The sequence below is a fragment of the Paracoccus laeviglucosivorans genome, assembly GCF_900182695.1.
In the GTDB taxonomy this organism is placed as follows: domain Bacteria; phylum Pseudomonadota; class Alphaproteobacteria; order Rhodobacterales; family Rhodobacteraceae; genus Paracoccus; species Paracoccus laeviglucosivorans.
Window position 1 is genome coordinate 18,051 of the sequence record NZ_FXTK01000011.1, and the last position, 20,902, is coordinate 38,952.

Here is a 20,902-nt window from a genome sequence, read left to right on the forward strand (position 1 = left end):
TCCGAACCACATGTTTCCCCTTTCCGATCACCGGGAACGGCAAAGCCTGCCGCGTGTGGCGAACTGGGCGGTCATCGGGATCTTCCTGTTGCTGATGTTCAGCTTTTTCGCGCAGGCCCGCGCATTCCTGATGCCCGTGACGCTGGCGATTCTGCTGTTCTTCGTGTTCTCGCCGTTTCGCCGCTTTATGGAGCGGCTGCACATCGCCCCGGTCATCAGCGCGACCATCGTGTCGCTGGGGCTGGTCGTGCTGGTGTCGGTGATCGGCTTCATCGTCTCGGGTCCGATCAACCGGCTGATCGACAACTCATCGCTGATCGAATACCGGCTTGAGCAACGCTTTGACGATATCAGAAGCAATTTCAAGGGGCTGGAACGCGCCGCCGCCAAGATCGACGAGTTGACCGGCGGTGGTGGCGGCACCCTGCCCGAGGGTCAATCCACCCCGGCAGCACCCACCCCCAACGACGACCCGACCAGCAATGTCACCGGCACCGTGACGGGCACGGTCACCAGTGTTCCGACCCCCGGCGCACCGCAGCCCCCCGACCAGCATATTCAGGTCGAGGTGAACTCAGCCCCGCAATCCTCGGCATTGACCGGCGCAATGGAGCTTGGCCCGGCTTTCATCGGCCAGATCATCTTCACCCTGTTCATGCTGTTTTTCCTGATTTCTTCGGGCGATCTGCTTTATCTCAAGATCGTGCAAAGCTTCGACCGGATGAGCGAGAAGCGCGCAGCCTATCTGGCGCTGCGCGAGATCGAACAAAGGCTGGGCGATTATCTTGGCGCGATCACGCTGATCAACGCCTGCCTTGGCATCGCCATAGGCTTGGCGATGTGGGCATGGGACATGCCCAGCCCGATGCTGTTCGGCGTGTCGGCGTTCCTGCTGAATTATATCCCCTATCTGGGGCCGGTCACCGGGGTCATCATCGCCTCGTTGGTCGGGATCTTCGTCTTTGACGACTTTTTCACGCCGCTGATGGTCGGAGTGACATATCTGACCATCACCTCGATCGAGGGGCAGTTGATCACGCCCTATTTCGTCTCGCGCAAATTGCAGCTGAACACGGTTGTGGTGTTTCTGACCGTCGCACTTTGGGCATGGCTGTGGTCCGTGCTGGGCATGATCGTCGCCGTGCCGCTGCTGGTGGTGATGCGGGTGCTGGCCGATCACATTCCGGGGCTTGAGAAGTTCGGCAACTTCCTTGCAGGCGAAGATCCACCCCAGCTTGAGGCCGAGGATGAGGAACCGCCCCCTTCGCCGTCTTCTGGCGCATTTGTGTCAAAGGGGTGACAGGAATTACTGGACGCAGACAAAACAGATGGCATGATCGCGACAATAGCCATTGTTGATTCGCGTCTTACATGCCCGAAACCGTTGATAGCCAGACCAAGACATCGCAGCAGCCCCCGGCACCGCGGTTGCGCATCGGTTTTCTGCTGGCGCCGCGCTTTACGCTGTCGGCATTTGCCAATTTCATGGACGTGCTGCGGCTGGCCGCGGATGATGGCGACGGCTCGCGTCAGCTGCGCTGCCGCTGGTCGGTTCTGTCTGCGGATATGGCGCCGGTGCAGTCGTCCTGCGGGCTGCGCATCGAACCTGATGAACGGCTGGGCGACCCATCCCGCTTTGATTACATCATCGTGGTCGGCGGGCTGATCGACAGCGGTGCCGGGCTTTCGCTGGAACAGAACGCCTTCCTGCAACGCGCGGCGACAGCCAAGGTCCATCTGGGCGGGCTGTGCACGGGCATGTTCGCCTTGGCGCGGTTGGGGCTGATGGACGGCTACCGCTGCTGCGTAAGCTGGTTCCACCATCAGGACTTTCTGGCGGAATTCGAAAAGATGCGCCCCGTGTCGGACCAGATTTTCGTGGTGGATCGCGACCGGCTGTCCTGTTCGGGTGGTGTCAGCGCCGCGCATTTGGCAGCATTTCTTGTCGATCGTCACCTTGGCCGCGCGGCGGCGCGCAAAAGCCTGTCGATCCTGATGATCGACGAGCCGATGACCGGCGACCGTCCCCAGCCCGGCCTGCCGCTGGAACTGAACGCCCGCGATCCGCTGGTGCGCCGCGCGCTGTTGTCGATGCAGCAAAACCTGCACGCCCCCCTGCCCATCGCCCGCATCGCCCGCGATCTGGGCGTGGGGCGGCGCAAGCTGGAACGGCATTTCAACGCCGATCTGGGCATCCCGCCCGCCGATGCCTCGATCCGCATCCGGCTGGCGCAGGCGCGGATGCTACTGGCGCGCACGGACCGCACCGTCACCCGCATCGCCGAAGAGACGGGCTTTTGCGACGCCTCGCACCTGATCCGGGTGTTTCGCGAAACCGAAGGGACGACGCCCGATCTGTGGCGGCAGGAACGTGCGCTTGACATGGACGGGGCCGAGCCCGAGGCTGCCCCCGCATAAGCGCGGGAGTTGCAATGGATGCTTACGGCCACCTGCGGGTTCTGGTCAGCCTGATCCTTGGCTTGTCCATCACCCGTGTCCTGTCCGGCCTGTCGCGCCGTATCCAGCAACCCGGCCGGACGCAGGCGATGCACGCCCAGATCGTCTGGGCGTTCGTGCTGCTGCTTAGCGCCGTGCATTTCTGGTGGTGGGAATTTGCGCTGCGGGACATCCCTGTCTGGCATTTCGGCGCTTATGTCTTCGTGCTGTCCTATGCTGCGCTGTTCTTTCTGATGGCGACGCTGATCTTTCCCGACGCCGCCACCGACCATGCCAGCAGCGAGGATTTCTTTCTGCGCCGCCGCCGCTGGTTCTTTGGCCTGTTCGCGCTGTCATTCGGCTTCGACCTGATCGACACGCTGATGAAAGGGACCGAGCATCTGCGCCTGCTTGGTCCCGAATATCCGCTGCGCCTGCTGGCCGGGGCAGCGCTGGCGCTGTTTGCCACGCATCCGCGCAATTCGTCGCGCAGGCTGGCAGTGCTGGGACTGATCTGGTTGCTTTACGACATCAGTTGGATCGCAAGGCGTTATGACAGCCTTGGCTGACGCCTGATCGGCAAGGAATTGCCCCGCAAACGATCACGAAATCTTGGGTCATTGCCTTGCGCAAATTGCGGGCGCAATCAAAGCGGGATCAAGGACTTCAACGGAATCCCGAAATGAAATTTGGCAATATGCTGGGCAGCGCACTTATCTTCGCGACGCTTGCCTCTGGCACGGCGCTCGCAGACGATCATCGCGGACGCGACCGCCATGACCGGCACGAACACCGCCACGATGATCATCGCCACCACGACAAATTGCGTGACGACAAGCGGCACGACCGCCGCCACGCCTTTTGCCCGCCGGGCCTGGCGAAAAAAGACCGCGCCTGCGTCCCACCCGGACAGGCGCGTCGCCACCGCCACCCGCATGTGGGCGATGTCTTTGACCGCCGCGCCTATACCCATCTGCGCGACCCGCACCGCTATCAGCTGGAGGATCGGCGCAGCTGGGATTACTATCGCGATGACAACCGCATCTATCGCATTGATCGCCATACGCAAAAAGTGCTGGCGGTCATGAACCTGATCCAAGCCTTTTCGCGCTGAGGCTGTGCCGGCGGATCAGTTCGCCGCGCCTTGCCTTGCGCAATAATAAAGACCCGCGCCATGCCCTTCGATTGCAGGGTTACAGGGACCGACGGTCTTGGCTGCAACCGAAAGGAACGGGATGCGGTCCTGCGCAGACGGATCGTTGTTGAACAGCAGCCACAATTCCGTCTGACCCGCAGCCTGCGCGGCGATGGATTGCGGATAGTCGGGATTGCCCAGCCATTCGCCACCATGCTGCGCAGGCGGCAGGAACTCGGCCCCGCGCACCTGCCATGCGACGGGACCGCTTGCGCTGTCCATCTCTCCCAGCACGGTGTTCGGCCGCGGTGCAAGCAGTTCGAACACCGGCTGACCGCTGCCGTTGATCCAGACCGGCGCCTCGGGGGCGGTGTCGCGGATATGGGCAAGCATCTTGCCAAGTTCCTGCGTCTGCCGCGTAAGCGCCGTGCCGATGCCCAGCCACAGCCCCATCACCAAGGCCGTCGCAACAATCACCGCGCCGGACTTCTGCGGCAATGAAGCCCCCAGCAAACGCGAGAGCGAGATCGCCATCAGCGCCGCCGTAAAGGGCATCAGGAAAATCGCATGACGCGGATAGGACAGGTGCAGCATCCCCGCCAGTTGCAAGACCGCCACCGCCGCGAAAACGCCAAGCGTCAGCCCGACCAGACCGGGCGCGGACTTGCGCGCGATGATGACCAGCGCCGCAAAAAGCGCCAGGGCGATCAGTCGAATTGCGTGATAAGACAGCCCAAGCGGCAGGCCGATCAGATGCAGCCCCCCCTGCACGCGCGACAGCCAGCTTGGACCAAAGGCATTGACTACGGCATCCAGCAGCCCGCCCAACCGCTTGACCAGCAGCCCGGCAAGCCCCTGCCCCGCTTCGGGGCTGTAGACATGCGCATAGGCCTGAATCTGCCAGACGACCAACCCGCGATTAAGGAACAGATATATGGCACCCAGATAGACCATCGCCAGAACCGCGGTGACGACCACTGCCGGGGCCAACCGATCAGGCTGATCGCTGCGCAGGCGCATGACGGCAATCGCCATCAGCATCCCCGCCACGACGACGGGAACGGTGAACGACACCAGCCCTGCCACGACCACCGCCAGCAAGAACAGCGAAAGCGCGGCCATATCGCTGCGCGTCACCAGCGGTATCCCGCAGGCCAGAACCAGCGCCGAGGCAAAGAATTCCGCGGAATAGTGTTTGATCTCGTTGGCATAGATCCAGATCATCGGAGAGCCGAGCAGCAATGCCACCACGATGATCTTGGCCATCCAGTCCCGGCGGATCGGCGCGATCGACAGGATCAGCACGACACCCAACCCGATGAACAGCGCCGATAGATAGCGCAGCACGTGAAAAGGCGGCTCGGCGCCGAATATCTCAAGCAGCTGGCGCGAAAGCCACAGATAGCCCACCGGGGCGGCCTGTTCGTAATGCGGCAGCGGCGCGAAGATGTTCAGATCCGGCACCAGCAGGTTGGTGATCAACATCGCCTCGTCGCCCCAGGGCTCGACCGGGGTTTGCGCCACGACCAGCAGCATCAGCAAGGGCACCAGCGCCGCGAAGACAAAAGGCAGATGACGCTTTGGAAACATGAACTCGGAACTCCGGGACGCTTGCGCGTGACTAGGGCATTTTAGGGGGCGAACTTTCCGGTTGCTGCGGCGATGGTCTGTCCCAGAACAGCCAGTCGCGCGTTCCAACCGTTGATCTTGGTCGGCGGCTTTTCCCCCGAAGGATAGGCGCGCGTGACGGGTATTTCGCTGACCTTGTATCCAAGCTGGCCCGCGCGGACCGTCAGATAGAACAGCAGCTCATAGCGATTGAACACGTCGCGGAACGGCGCGACACGCGGGTCAAGCAGGTAACGCGCGGAATAGGCACGAAAACCGTTGGTCGTATCGGTCAGCTTCTTCCGCGATGCCAGACTAAGCATCGGCGCATGGATCATCCGGTTGGCAAAGGCCCTGTCCAACGGCGTGTTGACCGCCTGACCGCCCTGCGCATAACGCGACCCCTGCACATAGTCGTCGCCCGCGTCCAGCCGCGCGACGAAGCCGGCAATCGCCTCGACCCCGTCCTTGCCATTGCCGTCGATGGTGACGATGCCGTCATAGCCCTGCCGCAGACAATAAGCATAGGCCATGCGCAACTGCGCGCTAAGCTTGCCCGGCCCCGTCTTGGTCAGACGGGTGCGCACGCCCTGCTGTGTCAGAAATTCCGGGTCCAGCGATCCATCGGTCGAACCGCCATCGGCAATGATCGTATCGGGATGGTCGGGCAAGGCAGCGATGCGCTGTAACTGGCCGCGAATCCGCTGTCCTTCGTTGATCACCGGGATGACCAGCGCATATTTGTGCCGCTTGGGGGCCAGTTCCAGCGTCTCGGATGCGGGCAATTGCCAGCCGCTGTCATTGAGCATGTTCAAGAATCGACCCTTCCCTTGAAAACAAGGCGTTGAAGCACGAAAAAATTCACGATGAATGAAAATCCGGTCGCCAGAAAAATGGCCAGAGGATCGCTGATGGGCATCGGAAGTCGGTCCAGCACGGCCAGCACGATCAGCCGGACCAACAGGATCATTCCGATCGAGACCGCGTAGCTTACGATCTGCGGCAGGACCGCCTGAGGCTGTGTGCTTTTGAATGTCCATGCCCGGTGCAGCGCGAAATTGAACGCCGCGCCACAGATCAGCCCGGCCGCGCTTGCCAGCGGCCTTGGCGCTCCGGCGCCGACCAGCATGACCGCCAGGCCCAGATCGACGCCCAACCCCAGAACCACGACGATCAGATAACGCAGCGCCTGTGGGGTCGCGGTCATACGGCAACCTTTCCGCTGGCCGTGATCAGCCTGTCGGTGGCTTTCGCAAATCGCGGCTCGCACAGGCGGACCTGATCGAACAGATCGTAGATATTGTCCAGCTTGGCCCCCAGGATCGAGGTCAGATGCGCCCCCGGATCGCGGCGGTAAAGAATGGGACGCGCGTCATCACCTTCGTTGCGCAGCAGCACTGTCTTTACCTCGTGGATCGAACTGCGCCATTCGGCCCCGGCCAGCACGGGCAGAAAGCGCGCGGCATCCTGAACCATGAAACGCGCGCGACTGCCGACCTGCGGGGCGGCGACGTCATAGCGCAAATGCTGACGCAGCCCCTGACCGTCATCGGTCCAGCTTGCCCCCGGCGTGTAACGCACATGCGTCAACGAATGCAGGCCCGCCGCCGGGTATGGCATGGTAGAGAAGAACGGCCCGTCCATCACCGTGACCCCTACACGCTCCAGCTCGGGCGGTGGGACGACAAGCGCGACTTCCGCAGCTTCGTGCTTCAGCGCCAGCAGCGGCAGCCCTGCTGCCACGCGCAAGTGATTGATACGCGAATAGGTCACGTCAAACACGTGCTTTGCGATAACCTCGGTCCCGTCGGACAGCGTGACGCAGGCCGCCGTCGCGGTCGGCGCCAGATGGATGGCCGAGGTGCCAAGCCGAATCTCGATCCCGGCTGCGTCGGCATGATGGGCAAGCTGGTCGCGCAACCGGGTATAATCGAACGCATATTCCGTGCAGGCGAAAATCCCCGCGATACGGTCGCGGTCGAACAGCGATGCAAGCTGAGGTCCGGCGACCGCGATGGGTGCCCCCATATCGGCGAACATCCGATAGAACCGCCGTGCCGTGACCTTGGATTGTTGCGACGCGATGGCATAGGCCATGTCGAAGCGGTCGTGGATCGCTTCTGGAAAATCGTCGGCAAAGCGGCGATGCAGGCTAAGCGAACGCCCCGCCGTCAGGGCGCTGCGCGGGTAGTGAAACCCCGTATGCACCCGCGCCTGATTGACCCGAGATGCACGATCCATCAGTTGCGGGCGGGTCTCGACCAACAGCAGCGACCGGGTGACCGAGCGCAGAAACAGCGCCAGACACAGTCCGAAGAACCCGCCCCCGACGATCAGCGCATCGACGTGACGGGGCATGGAGGCGACATGGTTCATGTCACGCGACCCGGTGTTGCTGCGGTCGCCGTGACCTCGGGGATCGCGCCGCGTTCGTAATGCACGTTCAGGTCTTCGTGGATACCGGCATAGACGTTGATCTGGCTGATCTCCTCCAGAATGTCGTCATTATCCTCGCGCGCCAGCAGGTCGATGATCTTTTGCATCCCCGTGCTTAGACCCAGCCCCATCAGCCCAAGAAATCCCGCCGAGACCGCAAGTATGGCCGAGGTGGTGACCCATCCCGGCTGAACCGTGCTGTGAAACAACCAGACCAGGATCACGTAGATCAGGAACAGAAACCCCACCAACGCGGTCAGGCACGAAGCAACGCTTAGCGTCAGCAGGACATTCGGGGCCGAACTGACGATCAGGCGCTGCGCCAGATGCAGACGGCTTCCAAGCCCGCGGCGGCGGCCTTTCGTCAGGAAATCGGCATCCGCGCGATACAGGTTGATCGGGATCGACAGATCGCGCGGCGGAAAGCGCAGCGCCAACTGCTTTTCGGGCTGGTTCAGCAGCCGCGTCAGCAAGGCGCGCGGCATGGCAAGGGTCTGCATGAAACGCGCATTGACCCGGAAACCGCTGCCATTCCCGGCAACACCCAGCGCCATGTCAAGAAACGAGCTTTTGCCGCGATCCGCGATGACGATGCTGTTGGTGTCATGCGCCTGCAGGATCATCTGGCTGGCATCAAGAAAGTCCGTTTCGTTGATCGAGGCGATCAGCACCACATCGCCAATCGCTTCGGTCGCCAGCACGGCGCGCACCCGATAAGACCCCAACCCCTGACGCAACCGCAGCAATCGCAGATTGGCCACCGCACCAAAGGCCGCAGTCCAGTCGCTGCCGGCATCGGCGGGCACCGCCAGCAAGATCTCCCAATAGCGAAAGGTTGCGCCAAGCCGTCGTGCCAGTCGCTGCAACGCCTCGGCACTTTCCGCTGTCGGGGCAACGTCGTGAACGCAGGCCGAGATCAGAATGTCGTCGCGCAGCATATCCGGCCCCCTTTCATGTCAGACCACCTGCATCCGGGCATCGCGCAGCCTTGTCAGCGCGACGCCAAGCGCGGCGCAGGATTCCGGCCCGCTTGCGCGCATTTCGATCGAAAGCCAGCCCGCATAGGCGCTTTCGCGCAGGACCGAGACGATCCGGGCGGCGGTGCCGACATCGTTCGGTGCCAGCGTCAGTTGCGGCTCGGAAAGATGCGCATGGCCGATGATGTCGCTGTCCCGATTCATGATCTGCGGCAGGTCGGACAGTTCACCGTTGATGTGCAGGCTGCCGATATCCAGCGTCATGCAGAACCCCGGATGGGCGACATCCCGCACGATACCCGCCGTCACATCGGTATGCGTGGCAAAGTTCGTTCCATAGATCGCAGGGTTGGGCTCCAACCCCAAGCGACAGCCACAGGACTGGGCCAATCCGCCAAGCCTCGCGAAAATATCCGTCGCGATGCTTGCGGCCTCGGTCGGCGGCATGTCGTCCGGCACCACCCTTTCACGCGGAGAACCCAGCACCAGATGCGGAATGCCAAGCGCCCCGGCCAGTCGGATCGCACGGGACAAAGCGGCGACATATGCCTGACGCTGCGCAGCATTACCGAAAAGCGCCACATCCTTGACGCCGAAAAGCAGCGATTGCATCGAGACGGGAACCAGCCCGGCAGCCTCGATCTCGGCCAGACGCTGACGGATCAGATTTGGCGGCGGATCGAACGCATCGTCAGCGTCAGCGAAAAGCATCCCCGGCGCGATCTCGATGCCGGTGATGCCGTGCCCGGCCATCAGCCGATAGGCCTCCAGACGATCTGCGAACGGCCAGGCGATGTTGGAAACCGCAAACCCGCGCATGTGCCTAGCCCCCCGCTGCAAGGAATTGCTTCAGCCCCGCCAGCACCTGTTCTGCGCTGGCGGTGTAGCGCCCGGATTGGCCGAACAGGCTGGCATGACGGGTCTGCATGTCTTCGCGATGAATGCGGGCCGTGCTTTCGGGCATCTGCTCTCCGCGCAAAGCGGCGACCACGGTCTGCGCCTGCAGCGGTTCGGGCGCCAGATGCAGCAAAGACAGCCCTGCATCCATAGCATTGTCGATGACATCCGACAGTTGCGACAGATCAAAGAACTGGAACTGCGATGCAGGATTGGTGAACCGTAGGGCCTCGAAGCCCGCTGCCTTGACTGCCGCGCCCAGTTGCTGCCTGTCATCCGAGGCATCGACCGCGTTGCGGTCCAGATGCCACATCGTCGTCACGTCGTCGAAGCGGTAAAAGGACATAAGCCGCGCCGCCGTCGCAGGTTCCAACGCCGCAGCAAGCGCGTCGCGCCGCTGGTGGGTCAGCATCGACGGAAGCGGGTTCATCAGATCGAACAGCATATTCTTGCGCAGGCCATGCCCGAACAGCGCAGGTAGTCGCAGGATCAGATGGCGGTCGAAATTCTCGGCGCAGAACGCTTCAAGCCTGCGCCGGTTGCGCCCATAGGCAAGATCTTCCTCATAGGCGGTCGTGCCCTCATCCTGCCCATGGCCAAAGTCCTTGAGCGTCGCGATGGTCGAAATCAGCACCAGCTTTTTGGCCTTGATCCGCGACAAGTGCCCCATGATCTGATCGATGCGGGCCGTGTCATTTTGCGGCGCCCGGTTGGCTTCGACCATCGATCCCGGCGCGGCGGCGCAGACAACCGTGTCGAAAGTCACACCCGCAGATTCAGTAATATTAGAGGAATTGAAGAACGCGGAAAAATGTCTTTTCAGACGCAAATTCCCGCCGACAAAACCTGTCGCACCTATTAGCGCATCACCCGCCATGTCACCCGACACTTATTAACGCATACATAATAACACATATTGGGTTGCATCTCTGACATGTTTCGTCAAGCAACCCGCCTTGATGGCGACATTTAGCGATGTCCTGCGAAACACGCATATGACAGTGCTACTGCCTTATAGGTCAGGTATTTAGTCCATTCATCCTGACCGCGCCGACCTGCCGCAAAGCACAGGTGCGCGCCGCAACAACCATATCGGCCGGGCGCAACCGACAGGGCAGCCACGCCGATAGAAGCGATGCGATGAAATCTGGTGATCCCGACAGAACGGCCAATTCCAAGACTTATCAAGCCCATCGCCCGGAAACAGGCTCGTTACTCGCCCCATGATAATCAATCACTTACGAGGCAGTCTGGAAACTAGCTCCGCCGCTGATCTGAGGCGACCTTGATCAACCATCAGGCCCCTGTAGGCCAACGATCACAAAGTAAGATGTCCCGTAGATCTTTGATGCGGGACAAACGCTTCCAGCTAGGTTGCCAGGAGTAGAAGCTTACCGCGAACCTTTTTGAATTTTATTTGCCCGGCAAGCATGCGTTCCCTGACTTCAGCGTCCGTGCATCCGTATTGTTCGACATAGCGACCGTAAGCTATCCACCCAACGACATCGCTATGCTGCAGTTGCGAGATCACGTCGCGCAGATGTGCTCGAGCGTCGAGAATTGATTCGCGCTCGAACATCCGCCTGCCCTCAAGGCTGTCGATCGAGCTTATAGGGTCACGATCATCCATGGGTCGTTTACCTAATCCATACGGACCGCCCTTCCATTAAAAATCTGAAAAGCAACTCACGCTAGAGTTTTCCATCCATACGGCGGATGCCCCCATTTATCGGAAGCTCGTGCCCGGACTTGCTCAAGCGCCTTCTCCAGCGTCTCGGCATAGCTGTTTGCGGATGGGATGGTGATGACCGACCAGCGCCACGTCTCTGGCCGGTTGTGTTGGGTGATGTCCTTGAACACCCGACCCACGACCAGCCCATTCCGAAGCACTGTCCAATCGTCGGCGGATTCGATTTCAGCAAAGGTCTGGACGCGGGTCCACCGATCACCCATCAGAAGCCCTGTGCAGAAGCCGCATTCGTTTGGGTGGCAAATTGCATATCAGCTGCGCCTAGCTTGCCGCACTTAGAGCATCGCGCTTTGTTCAGGACTTCCTGCCTGCTGACCGGACGGGGAAGTTGCACCTCGGCACGATGTCCGCAGCTGCATAGAATTGTGACGATGTATGGCTGAACCATGTCTGATTCCCTTCTGCGCGCGAGCAGAACAGAATAGGAACGCCTCGTCCAGATTGTCAGTTGCTAGGCGGTGGCCCCTGCGACCAGAGAAAACTTCATCGCAGGGGCATTGCGCTCGGAAGTGACCGGAAAGGGACAGCGTACCAACCAACCGCATATGATGGCTTTTGTTCCACGCTTTGGGGACACTCCACCTTAGCGCAGGGAGGCCGGTTCAGTCCCGCAAGCGTTGCATCTCTTCATCGATCTTGCGTTGCGTCTCAGCGTTGGCCTGATCGCCCAGGGCGATGTTGTCGATCAGAGAGGTTATGGCCGCTAAAGCTTCCGCGCGCTTCCAGCCTGCGGCAGCAGCTCGATCAAGCACCGCGAGAATATCGGCCTCGAGGTCCGCCTCGCAGTCCAAGAAACGATCATCATATTCGTCAGGATGCTTCGGCCCGCTCATTATTCTGCCCTCACGTAAACCCCTGCCTCAATTAAGGCGTCGATAAATTTGTTACGGACGTCTTCCGCGTCTCCGCCAACCTGTTCAAATTCCACAATGGCTCGGGCTGCTGCACGAAAGGCAGGGTCCTTCACGTTGCAGCGGCTTAGAAGGGCACGGCCCATAGAGTTCGTGTCAGCGACAATCCGGAAATGTCCGCTGGCGTCCTCGTAATTGACAGATCGAATGGGGCGGCCTAGGGGCATGAACTTTCTCCATGAGGGAAGTCAGGCCCTCGCCTGAGGGTGAGGGCCTTCCCCCGGCCGTCGGAGTTTGGACACTGTCAACGACTAGGCAGTCAACGATGCGTCGGCAGTGTCGTTCCGGCGACTAACAAAATCCTATGTGATGAGGAGGAGCGCACCATCCGGCAGCGGGCGCTGCATCGATTAAGCGTCGGGCCACGGCAAAATCAGCCAATCCTGCCATTCCTCGGGCCTCCGCAGGATCACCGGCGTAGCCTTGGGATGAACGGCCCCTACCTCGGCATTCGGCGGGCCGGACAGGAAGCCGAACAGGTGTCGGTTGTCTCGACGTCCTTCACCTTTCGGATGCTGGTCCAGCAGCGAACGCAGATGCCTGCGAAGAACATCGGCGAACCATCCGCAGGCGCAAACCAGGCGGGCTTCTTGTCTGCCCCCGGTTAGCTTAACCATACAGGGAGTTTAATAAAGTCAACCTAAATTTACAAACTTGTTCGATTTCCGCTCAATACTGAACAATGGGTTACCGAACGTTTGCAAACCATATCGCGCGGTGCAGAATGCGGAATGTAATCCGCGAAAGGTTGGATCAGATGGCAGGCATTGGTGAGGCAAAGCGTGCAATATCCGCAGCGCTGAAAAAGATGGTGGAAAGCCAGCACGATGATCGCCCGCTAGATGCGGTGAGCATCGCGCAAGTGTATGGTGAGACCGACGACGAGCTAGAAGAGCTGCGCAACTATATAGTGGCCGAAGCAGCTCGTCTGGGATACCGCGCTCCGATCGCTCCATAAGGTGGGATTCACCGCCCTGAACGCAGAGCAGATGGCACGTCCAGAATCATTCTTTACGAAGTCCCGCGGAAACCTTAGGTCTATGACAAGCGCGCTGCCTAACGGGATTCCTCTAAGACATCGCCGTCGCCGCAACCCTCATTTACTGGTTATGACTCCTGACACTACGGGCGATTTCTGCCTGCGCTTTGCTTTTTCCGGTTTCGCGCTTGGAGGCTGTGGGAGGGACTGTACAAGTGCCTTTCTGGCAAGTCGCGCGGCTTTGAGAAAAGCAGTTCGCTCGTTCCGTTCACGGGTCTCTTCGGAAGTGATATGCCGGGACTCGGCGGTCGTCCGATCCATTACCGTTTGCTTGGTAACGGGTTTGAATAAGCTCTCGGCTTTCGGTGTCATATCTACCTCAAGAAAAGACCCGACCTGTTGCCGGGCCGGGTCTAATCAATTATGCGAGCGCCAGGTTTCGGGCGGATTCGCGACCGTCTCTGCCGGATTCGATGTCGAAAGTGACGCGCTGCCCATCAGCAATTGTCGTGAGATTGGCGCGTTCAACAGCGGAAATGTGCAGGAACACATCTTTTCCGCCGTTTTCCGGTGCGATGAACCCGAAACCTTTGGTAGGGTTGAACCATTTCACGGTGCCATTTGCCATCGTGATTTCTCCATTTTGCATGTCGCCCGCAGAATGCGACGACCCGGCCTCAGTCAAGCCAAAACACGACTGAGACCGAAAGGAGACAGGTGTATAGGGGAATAACATAGCTCGGCTAACATGGACCGAAGCGCCGCAGTTAGCAAGGATTATTCGGGTGACGTGTCCTTGCCGGGCTACCCGAGTAGGAATCCTCAAGCGAGCTTGGTCGATCCCGAATTTTATTAGTGAGCCTATTCAGACTGGTAGCCGCGCACTTCGCGGTGTGGCACCTATTTACGTTTATTTGAGTATTCTCAAAGAAAGATACGTGCTACCCAAGTTATGAGAAGGTGACAGAAGGAAGCGGGCGGGTGTCCCCCCGCTTCTTTTTCATTTGATGGCCCGTTTTCTACGCATGTTCATCGTAACGCAATCCGAGTGCATTTCGGTTTACTAACTGAATTGTTGCAATGGGTTTCTTACTCAATGAATACCTCCTTCGGCGCGCCGATGGAGGCCACGATCAAAGGAGCAATCCATTATTCTCGCGGTTGCTGATCAGCAGTTCTTTTGCGTCGGTCGATCCTGACGAACTGACCGAGTAGGTCAGGCTCAGCTCTTCAAAATGGAAAATCTGAAATGCGGCGCGGATCTCCGGCGTATCGTTGATGCTCATGACGAACGCGCCTTCGATTGCAGCGAGCCGATCAGCCATTTCATCGAAATCCGCCGCTTCGAACATGCCTTTGCCATAGTCGGATTCACCGCCGAAATATGGCGGATCGAGGTAGAACAGCGTTTCCCGTCCATCATATCGTTCTATCAGATCGCGCCAGTCCAGGCACTCCAGCACAACGCCGTCCAGCCGCTCGCGGGCTTCCTCGAGGATCACCTCCAGCCGCGCCATCGAAAAACGCGGCCCGGACGTGGGCGACACCCCGAAGACACCATTGACCTTTCCTCCAAAGCATAGCCGCTGCAGGTAAAGGAAGCGGGCGGCGCGCTCGAGGTCGGTAAGCGTGCGCGGATCCGTGACCCGAAGCCGATCAAATTCGCGCCGACTGGAGATCTGGAACTTCATCACCTCCATCAACTGTGGATAGTGTCGCTGCAGGATGCGGAAAAGATTGATGATCTCGCCGTTCAGGTCGTTGGCCACTTCCAGCCGGGGCTTGAACCGCCGACGAAGGAATACGCCGCCCATTCCGACGAACGGCTCCGCATAGGTTTTATGGTTCAGCGCCTCGATGCGCTGGATGATCCGGGCATGGAGCTGTTTCTTGCCCCCAAGCCACGGCGCGATCGGCGACGCAGGTTTCACTTGATGCACTGTCTGATTCTCGCTTAGGCGGCCTCTGCCCCGCGCGGGGTGCAGGCGACCATAAGCTATGGTTGGTCGAGGCGGCGTTGTGTTGCTACTTGCCGCTTGGATCGGGCTGTTGGCGCAGTCCGGTCCCCTGCCGAGCGTCCCGGCAGGGGCATCTTCGATCAGCGGCGGACCGCATCCAGCACAGGCACCCCTGCCCGCGTCAACGCATTGGCCAACTGGTCCTGCGCCATCTGCGCGGAAATGCGTTTCGCGATACCTGCATCCGTGGCTTTGAGTTTGGCCACGGTCCCGGCCATGGTCTGGCGCAGATAATCCGCAATCCACGCCTCTGCCGTCTCGCCCGTCAGCCCCGCCTTCACAGCTTCTGCCGTGGCGCGCGATATTGCACTGCCCAGCTTTTCGTTCAGGATGGCCGTGCGCCGCTCGCCCAGCAGACGGCCCAGCTGGGCCATGGCAAACGTGCCCGCCGCGCCGAGGGACGTGGTCACAAAGGCGACGATCAGCAGAGCCGCTTGCTCCGCCACGATCTTGGTGATGATGTCCTGCATCTTAGGTATCCATTTCCTTGATGAGAGCCGCCCATGTCAGGGGGCCGATGATGCCGTCGTCCTTGAGGCCGACAGATTTCTGGAAAGCTCTGGTCGCGGCATCGGTGTCGCTACCGAAAATGCCGTCCACGCCGCGCGGGTCGAACCCGAGGGCCAGCAGGCGGGACTGGGCGACCGTGACGGCCGCATTGCGCGAACCGCGCCCGATCTTCGGATAGGACGGCTCCAGCACATCCGGGATGGCCTGCCACTTCGCATAGGCATCCCGGAGCCGCGTGTGATAGCCGTGCGTGGCGTAGCCGGGGCCGTTGTAACCGCGCGCGAATCCCGACCAGTCGTGACGGCGCAGATCGTCATCCAGTCCCTCAGCCTCGATAAACGCGATCATCGCGGCCAGCTGGGCTTGCTCACTGTCGCAGAACGCCGCGACCATATCGCCCACGGTCGGGTAGCCAGCGGCTTTGTGGTTGCTGCCAAGGATCTGCCCGAGGCCCCAGCTGCACGACCGCAGCGCGGCGCTGGTGTCGATCCGCATGGCCAGCGCAAGCCGGGTGTAGCTTTCTGCTGGATAAGGGCGGGCGCCCCATTTCGGATAGGCCAGCCCCTGTTCTGCCGCCGCTGTGCGCTTCGGACCTGCCCCCAGTTCAATCCAGAACCGGTGCGGTTCGAATAGATTCTTCGGGCGGCCCTGCTTGTCGAAGCCGCCTCCGAGGGTCTCGACTTCCATGACAGCGCGGACCTCGTCCTCGCCCAACCTGATGACGCGCCCCACGCGCGCCACGTCGATATCGGTGAGCCGCTGAGCGCGACCCTTAAATCCTGCCGGATACATGCATGCTCCAATGAAAAAGGCCCGCGCGAGGCGGGCCGTAGACAGATTGAAATTCGAGGCGTAGGTTGGGGGCGCGTAACTTTAGCGGGTCACGCAGCCCCTGTCCGACTGCTACAACATCGGCAGGGGCTTCAAAGCCCCTGCGGCAGATCCACTTTCCAGTCCGAGACGCGAACCTGCGTGCCGAGCGTGGTGATCAGAAAGCCCATATGCGTGGATGTCGTATAGGGCGGGATGATCACGTCGATCTCATGGTTGCCAGCGTTCATCATCGGCACGAGATCGACAGTGCCGCTCGGCCCTAGCCCATCGCCGACCGATAGCCGGAAATACAGCGCCCCCGAGGTGGCCACCTTGCAGCGGACGCGGGTGCCAGCCGGAAGGATCGGCCATGCAATGCGCCGCCTCGGGTCCGAACCCTGAAAGACGAAGCTCAGCGCCTCCGCCCACTGTTCGGTGATGGTGACGCCGAACGGAGCGATCGCGGCATCGCTAAGCGCGAATCCGGTGGGCCGTTCAGCGCCATAGTTCAATCGAAGCGCCGAAGCTCCCTCCTGTTCGCCCCTGATTTCCTGCTCGGTTTGGTCGTAGTGTGTCCCGTCTGGCCTAAAGCCCGCGTTGAGCCTGCGCGGAATATACTCGCAAAAAGGCAGCGCAGCAGGATCGCCTGAGTTTGACGCAAGCTTCTTTTGCTCTTGGATCATCAGATCGGTGATCGATCCGGGGCTATTATCGGCGCCGCCGATTTCCATGATCGTGACCGGGAAGTCGCCCCATTTCGCGCGCAGTTCAGTGATCGTTCGGGCAAGCTTCTGCCGGTGCCGAGGTGCCTTATCTAGTCCCCTGTCGCCTTCCCCCTGGCACACGCCCACATGCGCGACATTTGACCCCGGTGCGCCAATTCCCAGCAGGTAATCGACCTCGCGCTCCATCGCCACGATGGCCGCGCCGCCCGCGTCCCGATCCCAAACGCCGCCGTCGAGCATCGCGCCCCCGGCCCAAGCCGAACAGAGAAACACCATCACTTCATCATCGCTTAGGCCCTCGCAGACCTTCTTGCAGAACGCACCGCCCGGCCCGCCGCCGCTGTTTGGCGTCTGATGTGGCATCGGATCGCAGGCGATCATCGGGCGACCATGGCCGTTCTCATCGATCTCGGCCCCAAAGGTGGGGTTCGCGGCCATCGGGATCATGATGGCCCGGGGTTCCGGGGTGAAGAAATTGAACGGGGTCGGGGTAGCTTCAGCGCCGTTGCCGTTCGATTGCTTGATACCGGCGAAGATCCTGAGGATCTTCCCCATCAGCGCTGTGGTGTCATAGACCCGCAGGTGATCCAGATCGAGGTCTGCACCGGCATTGATCAGGAACCGTGCCGACAGGCTCGCACCCGTGGCGCGGACGCGACCGACGCGCGATCTGGCAGCAGCAAGTACGCCGCCCGCCGTCACGGCCCCTGGAGTGCCGAACCCCATGCTGGCCTGCCCAGCCGCGCGCCGTGGGACCGATGCCGCAAAGCTGTAATCCCGACCTGCGACAGCGGGCTGGGCCATTGCGATCTGGAAAGACTGCTGTCCTGTGGACGTGCCGTTCCACCGCGCCAGCCCCGCCGCAGTGTCGATCGTCAGGCCCGCGTGCGCGCTCCATCCTGCCGCCGAGCCGAACTCGCCAGAAGGCTGCGGGACCAAGTTTAGCGGATAGGCTTGCGGCTGCGCTGGCCACGTATCACCGGACAGCCGGCGCGCGGCTATGGGCGGGGCATTTCCATCAGCAGCGATCGCGGGCAACATGCCAAGCCCGAGGCCCAATCCGATGAACATGGCTAGATCCAGCCGGTGATCTGCGTGGCCGTCGTGCCGGTCGCGAGGATCCGTTTCGCCTGCAGGGAATAGGTGCCAGGCGGAAGGCTGGCCGTAACGTTGTCGACATCGTCGATCCCTCGCCATGCGATGACCCCGGCTGTGCCGATGGTGACAGCGCGGATCGCTTCGTCCAGATCTTCCGAGTTGCTGGGCGTGACAACGATTGAGCCAAGCGCGGGGGCGTTGCCGCCAAGCGAATAGTTACTGAACCGGTTCTTGGGCATGATGCCTCCATGAAAAAACACGCGCGCGGCGGAGCTGAATTGCGACTGGGGTGGGGGTCTGATACGGGGTCAGAGCCGCTTCTTTACTTGGTCGTTCAGAGTGGCAGCCCCCGGCTAGATTGCCGTCCGGCCGGGGGCGCATTTCGGACAAAACCAGATTTTCGCGCACATTCTTTCCGGTGATAACTAGGCGCTGCGCGATACCGTGGGACCAACTGATGTAATTTTGGGTTGCTCACCCCACATCTCAGTCATCCCCCGGTATTTTCCGGCGGTGTTATGGAGGACCCAACATGGGTGCCGACCAAGACAAGAAACCTGCCCAGCAGGACAAGACCCCTCAGCAGGATCAGAAGCAGGACCCGAACCAGCGGCAACGCGGCGACGCTGATATCAGCACGCCGGGCAACAAGGGCGGCGAGCGCGAGAAACAGCAGCGCGACCAACGCGGCTAGCGATCAGCATCTGCCCGGGCTCCCGTATCTTGGGCTGATGCCGTACTTCCGGGCTTGGTGCGACAAGGTAGCCGACACGCACAGTTACCGGCACTCACCATGAGACGCCACGGGGGGCAAGGCGGCAGGGGTCATTTCCCTGTCGCCATTGTGCAAATCATAGCTGTGTAGAGGAATTCATATGCGCAAAGATGTTCATCTCCTGAACTGTTTGTCAGGCCTTACCGAAAGCTACTCTTCACCACCCTGGCAGCTTGAAGGCATCACCTCGCACTCGCGTGGAAGCCTTGTTCGCCTTATCGGGGACGATGGGGAAAAGTTCGTCATCCCAGTCATGATTCAATCCCAGTTCCTAAATGAAATGTTCGCGTCTTGGTCCGATCCTGCTTGATCGATCTCTGCGCTTACTTGACCTTCGCCAACAACATGTAGGTAACTGTGTCGGTTCGATCAAATACCCGCCTCCCATCGCACTCATAATCCAGCGCCATGTAGAGCTCGATCCGCCCCGGCCTCAGCGTGTCCGGCGGCGTCAGCTTGATCCGAAGCCTTGTTGTCTCTTCGCCGACCTGACGCGACGGCTTGGTGGATGATCCCGGCGTGATGACCCCGCCCGCTTCGGTGAACAGTGACTGCCCGCCGAGGAAGATGCATTTTGCGCCCAGCTGTGTGCGCACCATGACGAGGTTAAGCACGACCTCCTCGCCGACGTGGACAGGCTCGGTCACATAGCTCAGGCCCGGCGTCTGCCGGATCACCCGATTGTCGCCGGTCGCTGCAGTCAGGTCCGAGCGCATTGCAGTGACCTCAGCCTGTAATGCTGCGACGGCTTTTGGCGTTTGCCATATGGCCTGCATGTTGCCCCAGAAAGGGGTAAACAGCGCCAGCAGCAGCGCCCCTGCGGACCAGAATAGTCCGCCTGCGATCCAGACCCAGAAGCGGTCTAAGAAAAATTGCTTGGTCGGAACAAGGCGCTGTCCCTTGCTCTCGATAGTTTGCGTCATTTCGTTGGCTCCAATATGGGCGAACTCGTGTGAATAGTCGCGGGGATCGGGGCAAATTCATCTGGACCAGTACCTATACCGCTATTATTTTCCCAGCACCGCGCTGCGGTGACAGACCCGTAGTTGCGCAGTCCCCGCCATCGGAAGGCTCAGGTGGCGGGGCATCAACCGCCTTACGCGACCCAAGCAAGCAGTGCGGCAAGATCAGCGCCAGATGCCGCGCCGGTCCAGATGCCATGCTTGGTTTGCCAGCCGGGCATATCCTGCACCACACCGCCGCCCGCGCCGCCGATCGTGAAGCCTTGGAATTCGGGCGCCGCAGTGATGTTGCCGGTTGCCGAGCCGACGCCCGCGACATGCAGCGTCACCGTGCCTGAGGTGGTGGCCGGATTGTAATTGTAGACCGCGACCGCACCGATATCGCCGCCGTGGTTCGCGGGCAGGTCTACATCGACGTTTACCGCCCCGACTTGCAGGCGCAGGATGTTGTTGCCGCTGATGTAGCGATATTGCAGGCGGTTGAAAGGCTGATGCCAGCCCCACATGAAATGCTGATCGGTGGTCAGGCTCTCGGGGGTCAGGCGCTGCCGCGATGCGACGGTCATCGCGTTCTGCACGCCCAGCTGCGTGCCAGCCAAGGCCAGATAGGCGTTCGGCGCGAATGTCGCCGGGTCCATGAACCGCAAGCCGTTTCCGGTATAGACAGGGCGCACAGCCGCGCTGGCTTGCGCGAATTGCCGCCCGAGCCGACCGTTCCAAGCCGACACTTTGCCGTCCACCAGTGTCAGCGTGGTGGGGTCCGATGTCCACGTATCCACGGGGTTGGCGATCTCGGCCACGATTTCCTCGATGGGGAGAATGACCCCGAAATGCGTGCCGTCCTGTGCGGTGAAGTCGTAGCGCGTTCTCAT

General features: G+C 60.9%; 24 protein-coding genes. 6 read left to right on the top strand and 18 right to left on the bottom strand.

Annotated elements, in window-relative coordinates; translation table 11 throughout:
• The first annotated feature begins 10 nt into the window (after positions 1–10).
• The 4 genes from FN835_RS12380 to FN835_RS12395 all read left to right on the top strand — a co-directional run bounded on the left by FN835_RS12380 (position 11) and on the right by FN835_RS12395 (position 3,550).
• Positions 11–1,300: an AI-2E family transporter gene (locus FN835_RS12380; RefSeq protein WP_246098723.1), complete on the top strand. Its 1,290-nt coding sequence runs from the start codon at positions 11–13 to the stop codon at positions 1,298–1,300.
• Positions 1,301–1,371: 71 nt separating this feature from the next.
• Complete coding sequence (locus FN835_RS12385) at positions 1,372–2,418, top strand: GlxA family transcriptional regulator (RefSeq protein ID WP_142663541.1); 1,047 nt, start codon at positions 1,372–1,374, stop codon at positions 2,416–2,418.
• Between the two features lie 14 nt (positions 2,419–2,432).
• Entirely contained in the window at positions 2,433–3,005 is a 573-nt protein-coding gene (locus FN835_RS12390) for a hypothetical protein (protein ID WP_142663542.1), read from the top strand.
• A gap of 113 nt (positions 3,006–3,118) precedes the next feature.
• Complete coding sequence (locus FN835_RS12395; RefSeq protein WP_142663543.1) at positions 3,119–3,550, top strand: hypothetical protein; 432 nt, start codon at positions 3,119–3,121, stop codon at positions 3,548–3,550.
• Positions 3,551–3,565: 15 nt separating this feature from the next.
• Here FN835_RS12395 and FN835_RS12400 read toward each other — a convergent pair whose 3' ends face one another.
• The 10 genes from FN835_RS12400 to FN835_RS12445 form a co-directional block, all read right to left on the bottom strand.
• Complete coding sequence (locus tag FN835_RS12400) at positions 3,566–5,161, bottom strand: hypothetical protein (RefSeq protein ID WP_142663544.1); 1,596 nt, start codon at positions 5,159–5,161, stop codon at positions 3,566–3,568.
• Positions 5,162–5,202: 41 nt separating this feature from the next.
• Positions 5,203–5,988, bottom strand: coding sequence for a glycosyltransferase family 2 protein (locus tag FN835_RS12405; protein WP_142663644.1), 786 nt, complete (start codon positions 5,986–5,988; stop codon positions 5,203–5,205).
• Between the two features lie 2 nt (positions 5,989–5,990).
• Entirely contained in the window at positions 5,991–6,386 is a 396-nt protein-coding gene (locus FN835_RS12410) for a GtrA family protein (protein WP_142663545.1), read from the bottom strand.
• Positions 6,383–7,555, bottom strand: a complete 1,173-nt coding sequence (locus FN835_RS12415; protein ID WP_142663546.1) for an FAD-dependent oxidoreductase — start codon at positions 7,553–7,555, stop codon at positions 6,383–6,385. Before FN835_RS12415 ends, FN835_RS12410 begins: the two co-directional genes overlap by 4 nt.
• Entirely contained in the window at positions 7,552–8,553 is a 1,002-nt protein-coding gene (locus tag FN835_RS12420; RefSeq protein ID WP_142663547.1) for a hypothetical protein, read from the bottom strand. Before FN835_RS12420 ends, FN835_RS12415 begins: the two co-directional genes overlap by 4 nt.
• Positions 8,554–8,571: 18 nt before the next feature.
• Positions 8,572–9,411: a sugar phosphate isomerase/epimerase family protein gene (locus FN835_RS12425; RefSeq protein WP_142663548.1), complete on the bottom strand. Its 840-nt coding sequence runs from the start codon at positions 9,409–9,411 to the stop codon at positions 8,572–8,574.
• A 4-nt stretch (positions 9,412–9,415) separates the two neighbouring features.
• Positions 9,416–10,255 (bottom strand): NAD-dependent epimerase/dehydratase family protein, encoded by an 840-nt coding sequence (locus FN835_RS12430; RefSeq protein WP_246098724.1) that lies wholly within the window; start codon positions 10,253–10,255, stop codon positions 9,416–9,418.
• A gap of 603 nt (positions 10,256–10,858) precedes the next feature.
• Complete coding sequence (locus FN835_RS12435) at positions 10,859–11,119, bottom strand: hypothetical protein (protein WP_142663549.1); 261 nt, start codon at positions 11,117–11,119, stop codon at positions 10,859–10,861.
• A gap of 56 nt (positions 11,120–11,175) precedes the next feature.
• The gene (locus FN835_RS12440) at positions 11,176–11,442 is read right to left on the bottom strand and encodes a hypothetical protein (protein WP_142663550.1); all 267 of its coding nucleotides are present in this window, start codon (positions 11,440–11,442) and stop codon (positions 11,176–11,178) included.
• Between the two features lie 399 nt (positions 11,443–11,841).
• Positions 11,842–12,072, bottom strand: coding sequence for a hypothetical protein (locus FN835_RS12445; protein ID WP_142663551.1), 231 nt, complete (start codon positions 12,070–12,072; stop codon positions 11,842–11,844).
• An 835-nt stretch (positions 12,073–12,907) separates the two neighbouring features.
• Here FN835_RS12445 and FN835_RS12450 point away from each other — a divergent pair.
• On the top strand, positions 12,908–13,108 hold the full coding sequence (locus tag FN835_RS12450; protein WP_142663552.1) for a hypothetical protein: 201 nt from the start codon (positions 12,908–12,910) through the stop codon (positions 13,106–13,108).
• Positions 13,109–13,550: 442 nt separating this feature from the next.
• Here the strand turns inward: FN835_RS12450 and FN835_RS12460 are convergent, their stop codons facing one another.
• From FN835_RS12460 to FN835_RS12485, 6 genes are all read right to left on the bottom strand, one after another.
• Positions 13,551–13,757 carry a cold-shock protein gene (locus FN835_RS12460; protein ID WP_142663554.1) on the bottom strand — a complete coding sequence of 69 codons (207 nt, stop codon included), beginning with the start codon at positions 13,755–13,757 and terminating at the stop codon, positions 13,551–13,553.
• 505 nt (positions 13,758–14,262) lie between these two features.
• A complete protein-coding gene (locus tag FN835_RS12465; RefSeq protein ID WP_142663555.1) occupies positions 14,263–15,069 on the bottom strand; it encodes a DNA adenine methylase in 807 nt (268 codons plus the stop codon).
• 158 nt (positions 15,070–15,227) lie between these two features.
• Complete coding sequence (locus FN835_RS12470; RefSeq protein WP_142663556.1) at positions 15,228–15,617, bottom strand: hypothetical protein; 390 nt, start codon at positions 15,615–15,617, stop codon at positions 15,228–15,230.
• Between the two features lies 1 nt (position 15,618).
• The gene (locus FN835_RS12475) at positions 15,619–16,449 is read right to left on the bottom strand and encodes an N-acetylmuramidase domain-containing protein (RefSeq protein ID WP_142663557.1); all 831 of its coding nucleotides are present in this window, start codon (positions 16,447–16,449) and stop codon (positions 15,619–15,621) included.
• Between the two features lie 131 nt (positions 16,450–16,580).
• On the bottom strand, positions 16,581–18,266 hold the full coding sequence (locus FN835_RS12480; protein ID WP_142663558.1) for a hypothetical protein: 1,686 nt from the start codon (positions 18,264–18,266) through the stop codon (positions 16,581–16,583).
• Between the two features lie 2 nt (positions 18,267–18,268).
• Positions 18,269–18,532 (bottom strand): spike base protein, RCAP_Rcc01079 family, encoded by a 264-nt coding sequence (locus FN835_RS12485; RefSeq protein ID WP_142663559.1) that lies wholly within the window; start codon positions 18,530–18,532, stop codon positions 18,269–18,271.
• Between the two features lie 293 nt (positions 18,533–18,825).
• Here FN835_RS12485 and FN835_RS21250 point away from each other — a divergent pair, with 293 nt between their 5' ends.
• Entirely contained in the window at positions 18,826–18,987 is a 162-nt protein-coding gene (locus FN835_RS21250; protein WP_185958660.1) for a hypothetical protein, read from the top strand.
• Positions 18,988–19,391: 404 nt separating this feature from the next.
• On the opposite strand, the gene FN835_RS12490 is transcribed toward FN835_RS21250, so the two are convergent.
• Positions 19,392–19,991, bottom strand: coding sequence for a hypothetical protein (locus tag FN835_RS12490; protein WP_142663560.1), 600 nt, complete (start codon positions 19,989–19,991; stop codon positions 19,392–19,394).
• A 173-nt stretch (positions 19,992–20,164) separates the two neighbouring features.
• Positions 20,165–20,902: a hypothetical protein gene (locus FN835_RS12495; RefSeq protein ID WP_142663561.1), complete on the bottom strand. Its 738-nt coding sequence runs from the start codon at positions 20,900–20,902 to the stop codon at positions 20,165–20,167.

Excerpts from the sequence above, each read along its gene's own strand:
- FN835_RS12385 (WP_142663541.1), top strand. The coding sequence starts at position 1,372 with ATGCCCGAAACCGTTGATAGCCAGACCAAGACATCGCAGCAGCCCCCG.
- FN835_RS21250 (WP_185958660.1), top strand. The coding sequence starts at position 18,826 with ATGGGTGCCGACCAAGACAAGAAACCTGCCCAGCAGGACAAGACCCCT.
- FN835_RS12405 (WP_142663644.1), bottom strand. The coding sequence starts at position 5,988 with ATGCTCAATGACAGCGGCTGGCAATTGCCCGCATCCGAGACGCTGGAA.
- FN835_RS12380 (WP_246098723.1), top strand. The coding sequence starts at position 11 with ATGTTTCCCCTTTCCGATCACCGGGAACGGCAAAGCCTGCCGCGTGTG.
- FN835_RS12440 (WP_142663550.1), bottom strand. The coding sequence starts at position 11,442 with ATGGGTGATCGGTGGACCCGCGTCCAGACCTTTGCTGAAATCGAATCC.
- FN835_RS12415 (WP_142663546.1), bottom strand. The coding sequence starts at position 7,555 with ATGAACCATGTCGCCTCCATGCCCCGTCACGTCGATGCGCTGATCGTC.
- FN835_RS12400 (WP_142663544.1), bottom strand. The coding sequence starts at position 5,161 with ATGTTTCCAAAGCGTCATCTGCCTTTTGTCTTCGCGGCGCTGGTGCCC.
- FN835_RS12495 (WP_142663561.1), bottom strand. The coding sequence starts at position 20,902 with ATGAGAACGCGCTACGACTTCACCGCACAGGACGGCACGCATTTCGGG.
- FN835_RS12395 (WP_142663543.1), top strand. The coding sequence starts at position 3,119 with ATGAAATTTGGCAATATGCTGGGCAGCGCACTTATCTTCGCGACGCTT.
- FN835_RS12420 (WP_142663547.1), bottom strand. The coding sequence starts at position 8,553 with ATGCTGCGCGACGACATTCTGATCTCGGCCTGCGTTCACGACGTTGCC.
- FN835_RS12480 (WP_142663558.1), bottom strand. The coding sequence starts at position 18,266 with ATGTTCATCGGATTGGGCCTCGGGCTTGGCATGTTGCCCGCGATCGCT.
- FN835_RS12435 (WP_142663549.1), bottom strand. The coding sequence starts at position 11,119 with ATGGATGATCGTGACCCTATAAGCTCGATCGACAGCCTTGAGGGCAGG.
- FN835_RS12445 (WP_142663551.1), bottom strand. The coding sequence starts at position 12,072 with ATGAGCGGGCCGAAGCATCCTGACGAATATGATGATCGTTTCTTGGAC.
- FN835_RS12475 (WP_142663557.1), bottom strand. The coding sequence starts at position 16,449 with ATGTATCCGGCAGGATTTAAGGGTCGCGCTCAGCGGCTCACCGATATC.
- FN835_RS12490 (WP_142663560.1), bottom strand. The coding sequence starts at position 19,991 with ATGACGCAAACTATCGAGAGCAAGGGACAGCGCCTTGTTCCGACCAAG.
- FN835_RS12450 (WP_142663552.1), top strand. The coding sequence starts at position 12,908 with ATGGCAGGCATTGGTGAGGCAAAGCGTGCAATATCCGCAGCGCTGAAA.
- FN835_RS12425 (WP_142663548.1), bottom strand. The coding sequence starts at position 9,411 with ATGCGCGGGTTTGCGGTTTCCAACATCGCCTGGCCGTTCGCAGATCGT.
- FN835_RS12390 (WP_142663542.1), top strand. The coding sequence starts at position 2,433 with ATGGATGCTTACGGCCACCTGCGGGTTCTGGTCAGCCTGATCCTTGGC.
- FN835_RS12470 (WP_142663556.1), bottom strand. The coding sequence starts at position 15,617 with ATGCAGGACATCATCACCAAGATCGTGGCGGAGCAAGCGGCTCTGCTG.
- FN835_RS12460 (WP_142663554.1), bottom strand. The coding sequence starts at position 13,757 with ATGGCAAATGGCACCGTGAAATGGTTCAACCCTACCAAAGGTTTCGGG.
- FN835_RS12410 (WP_142663545.1), bottom strand. The coding sequence starts at position 6,386 with ATGACCGCGACCCCACAGGCGCTGCGTTATCTGATCGTCGTGGTTCTG.
- FN835_RS12485 (WP_142663559.1), bottom strand. The coding sequence starts at position 18,532 with ATGCCCAAGAACCGGTTCAGTAACTATTCGCTTGGCGGCAACGCCCCC.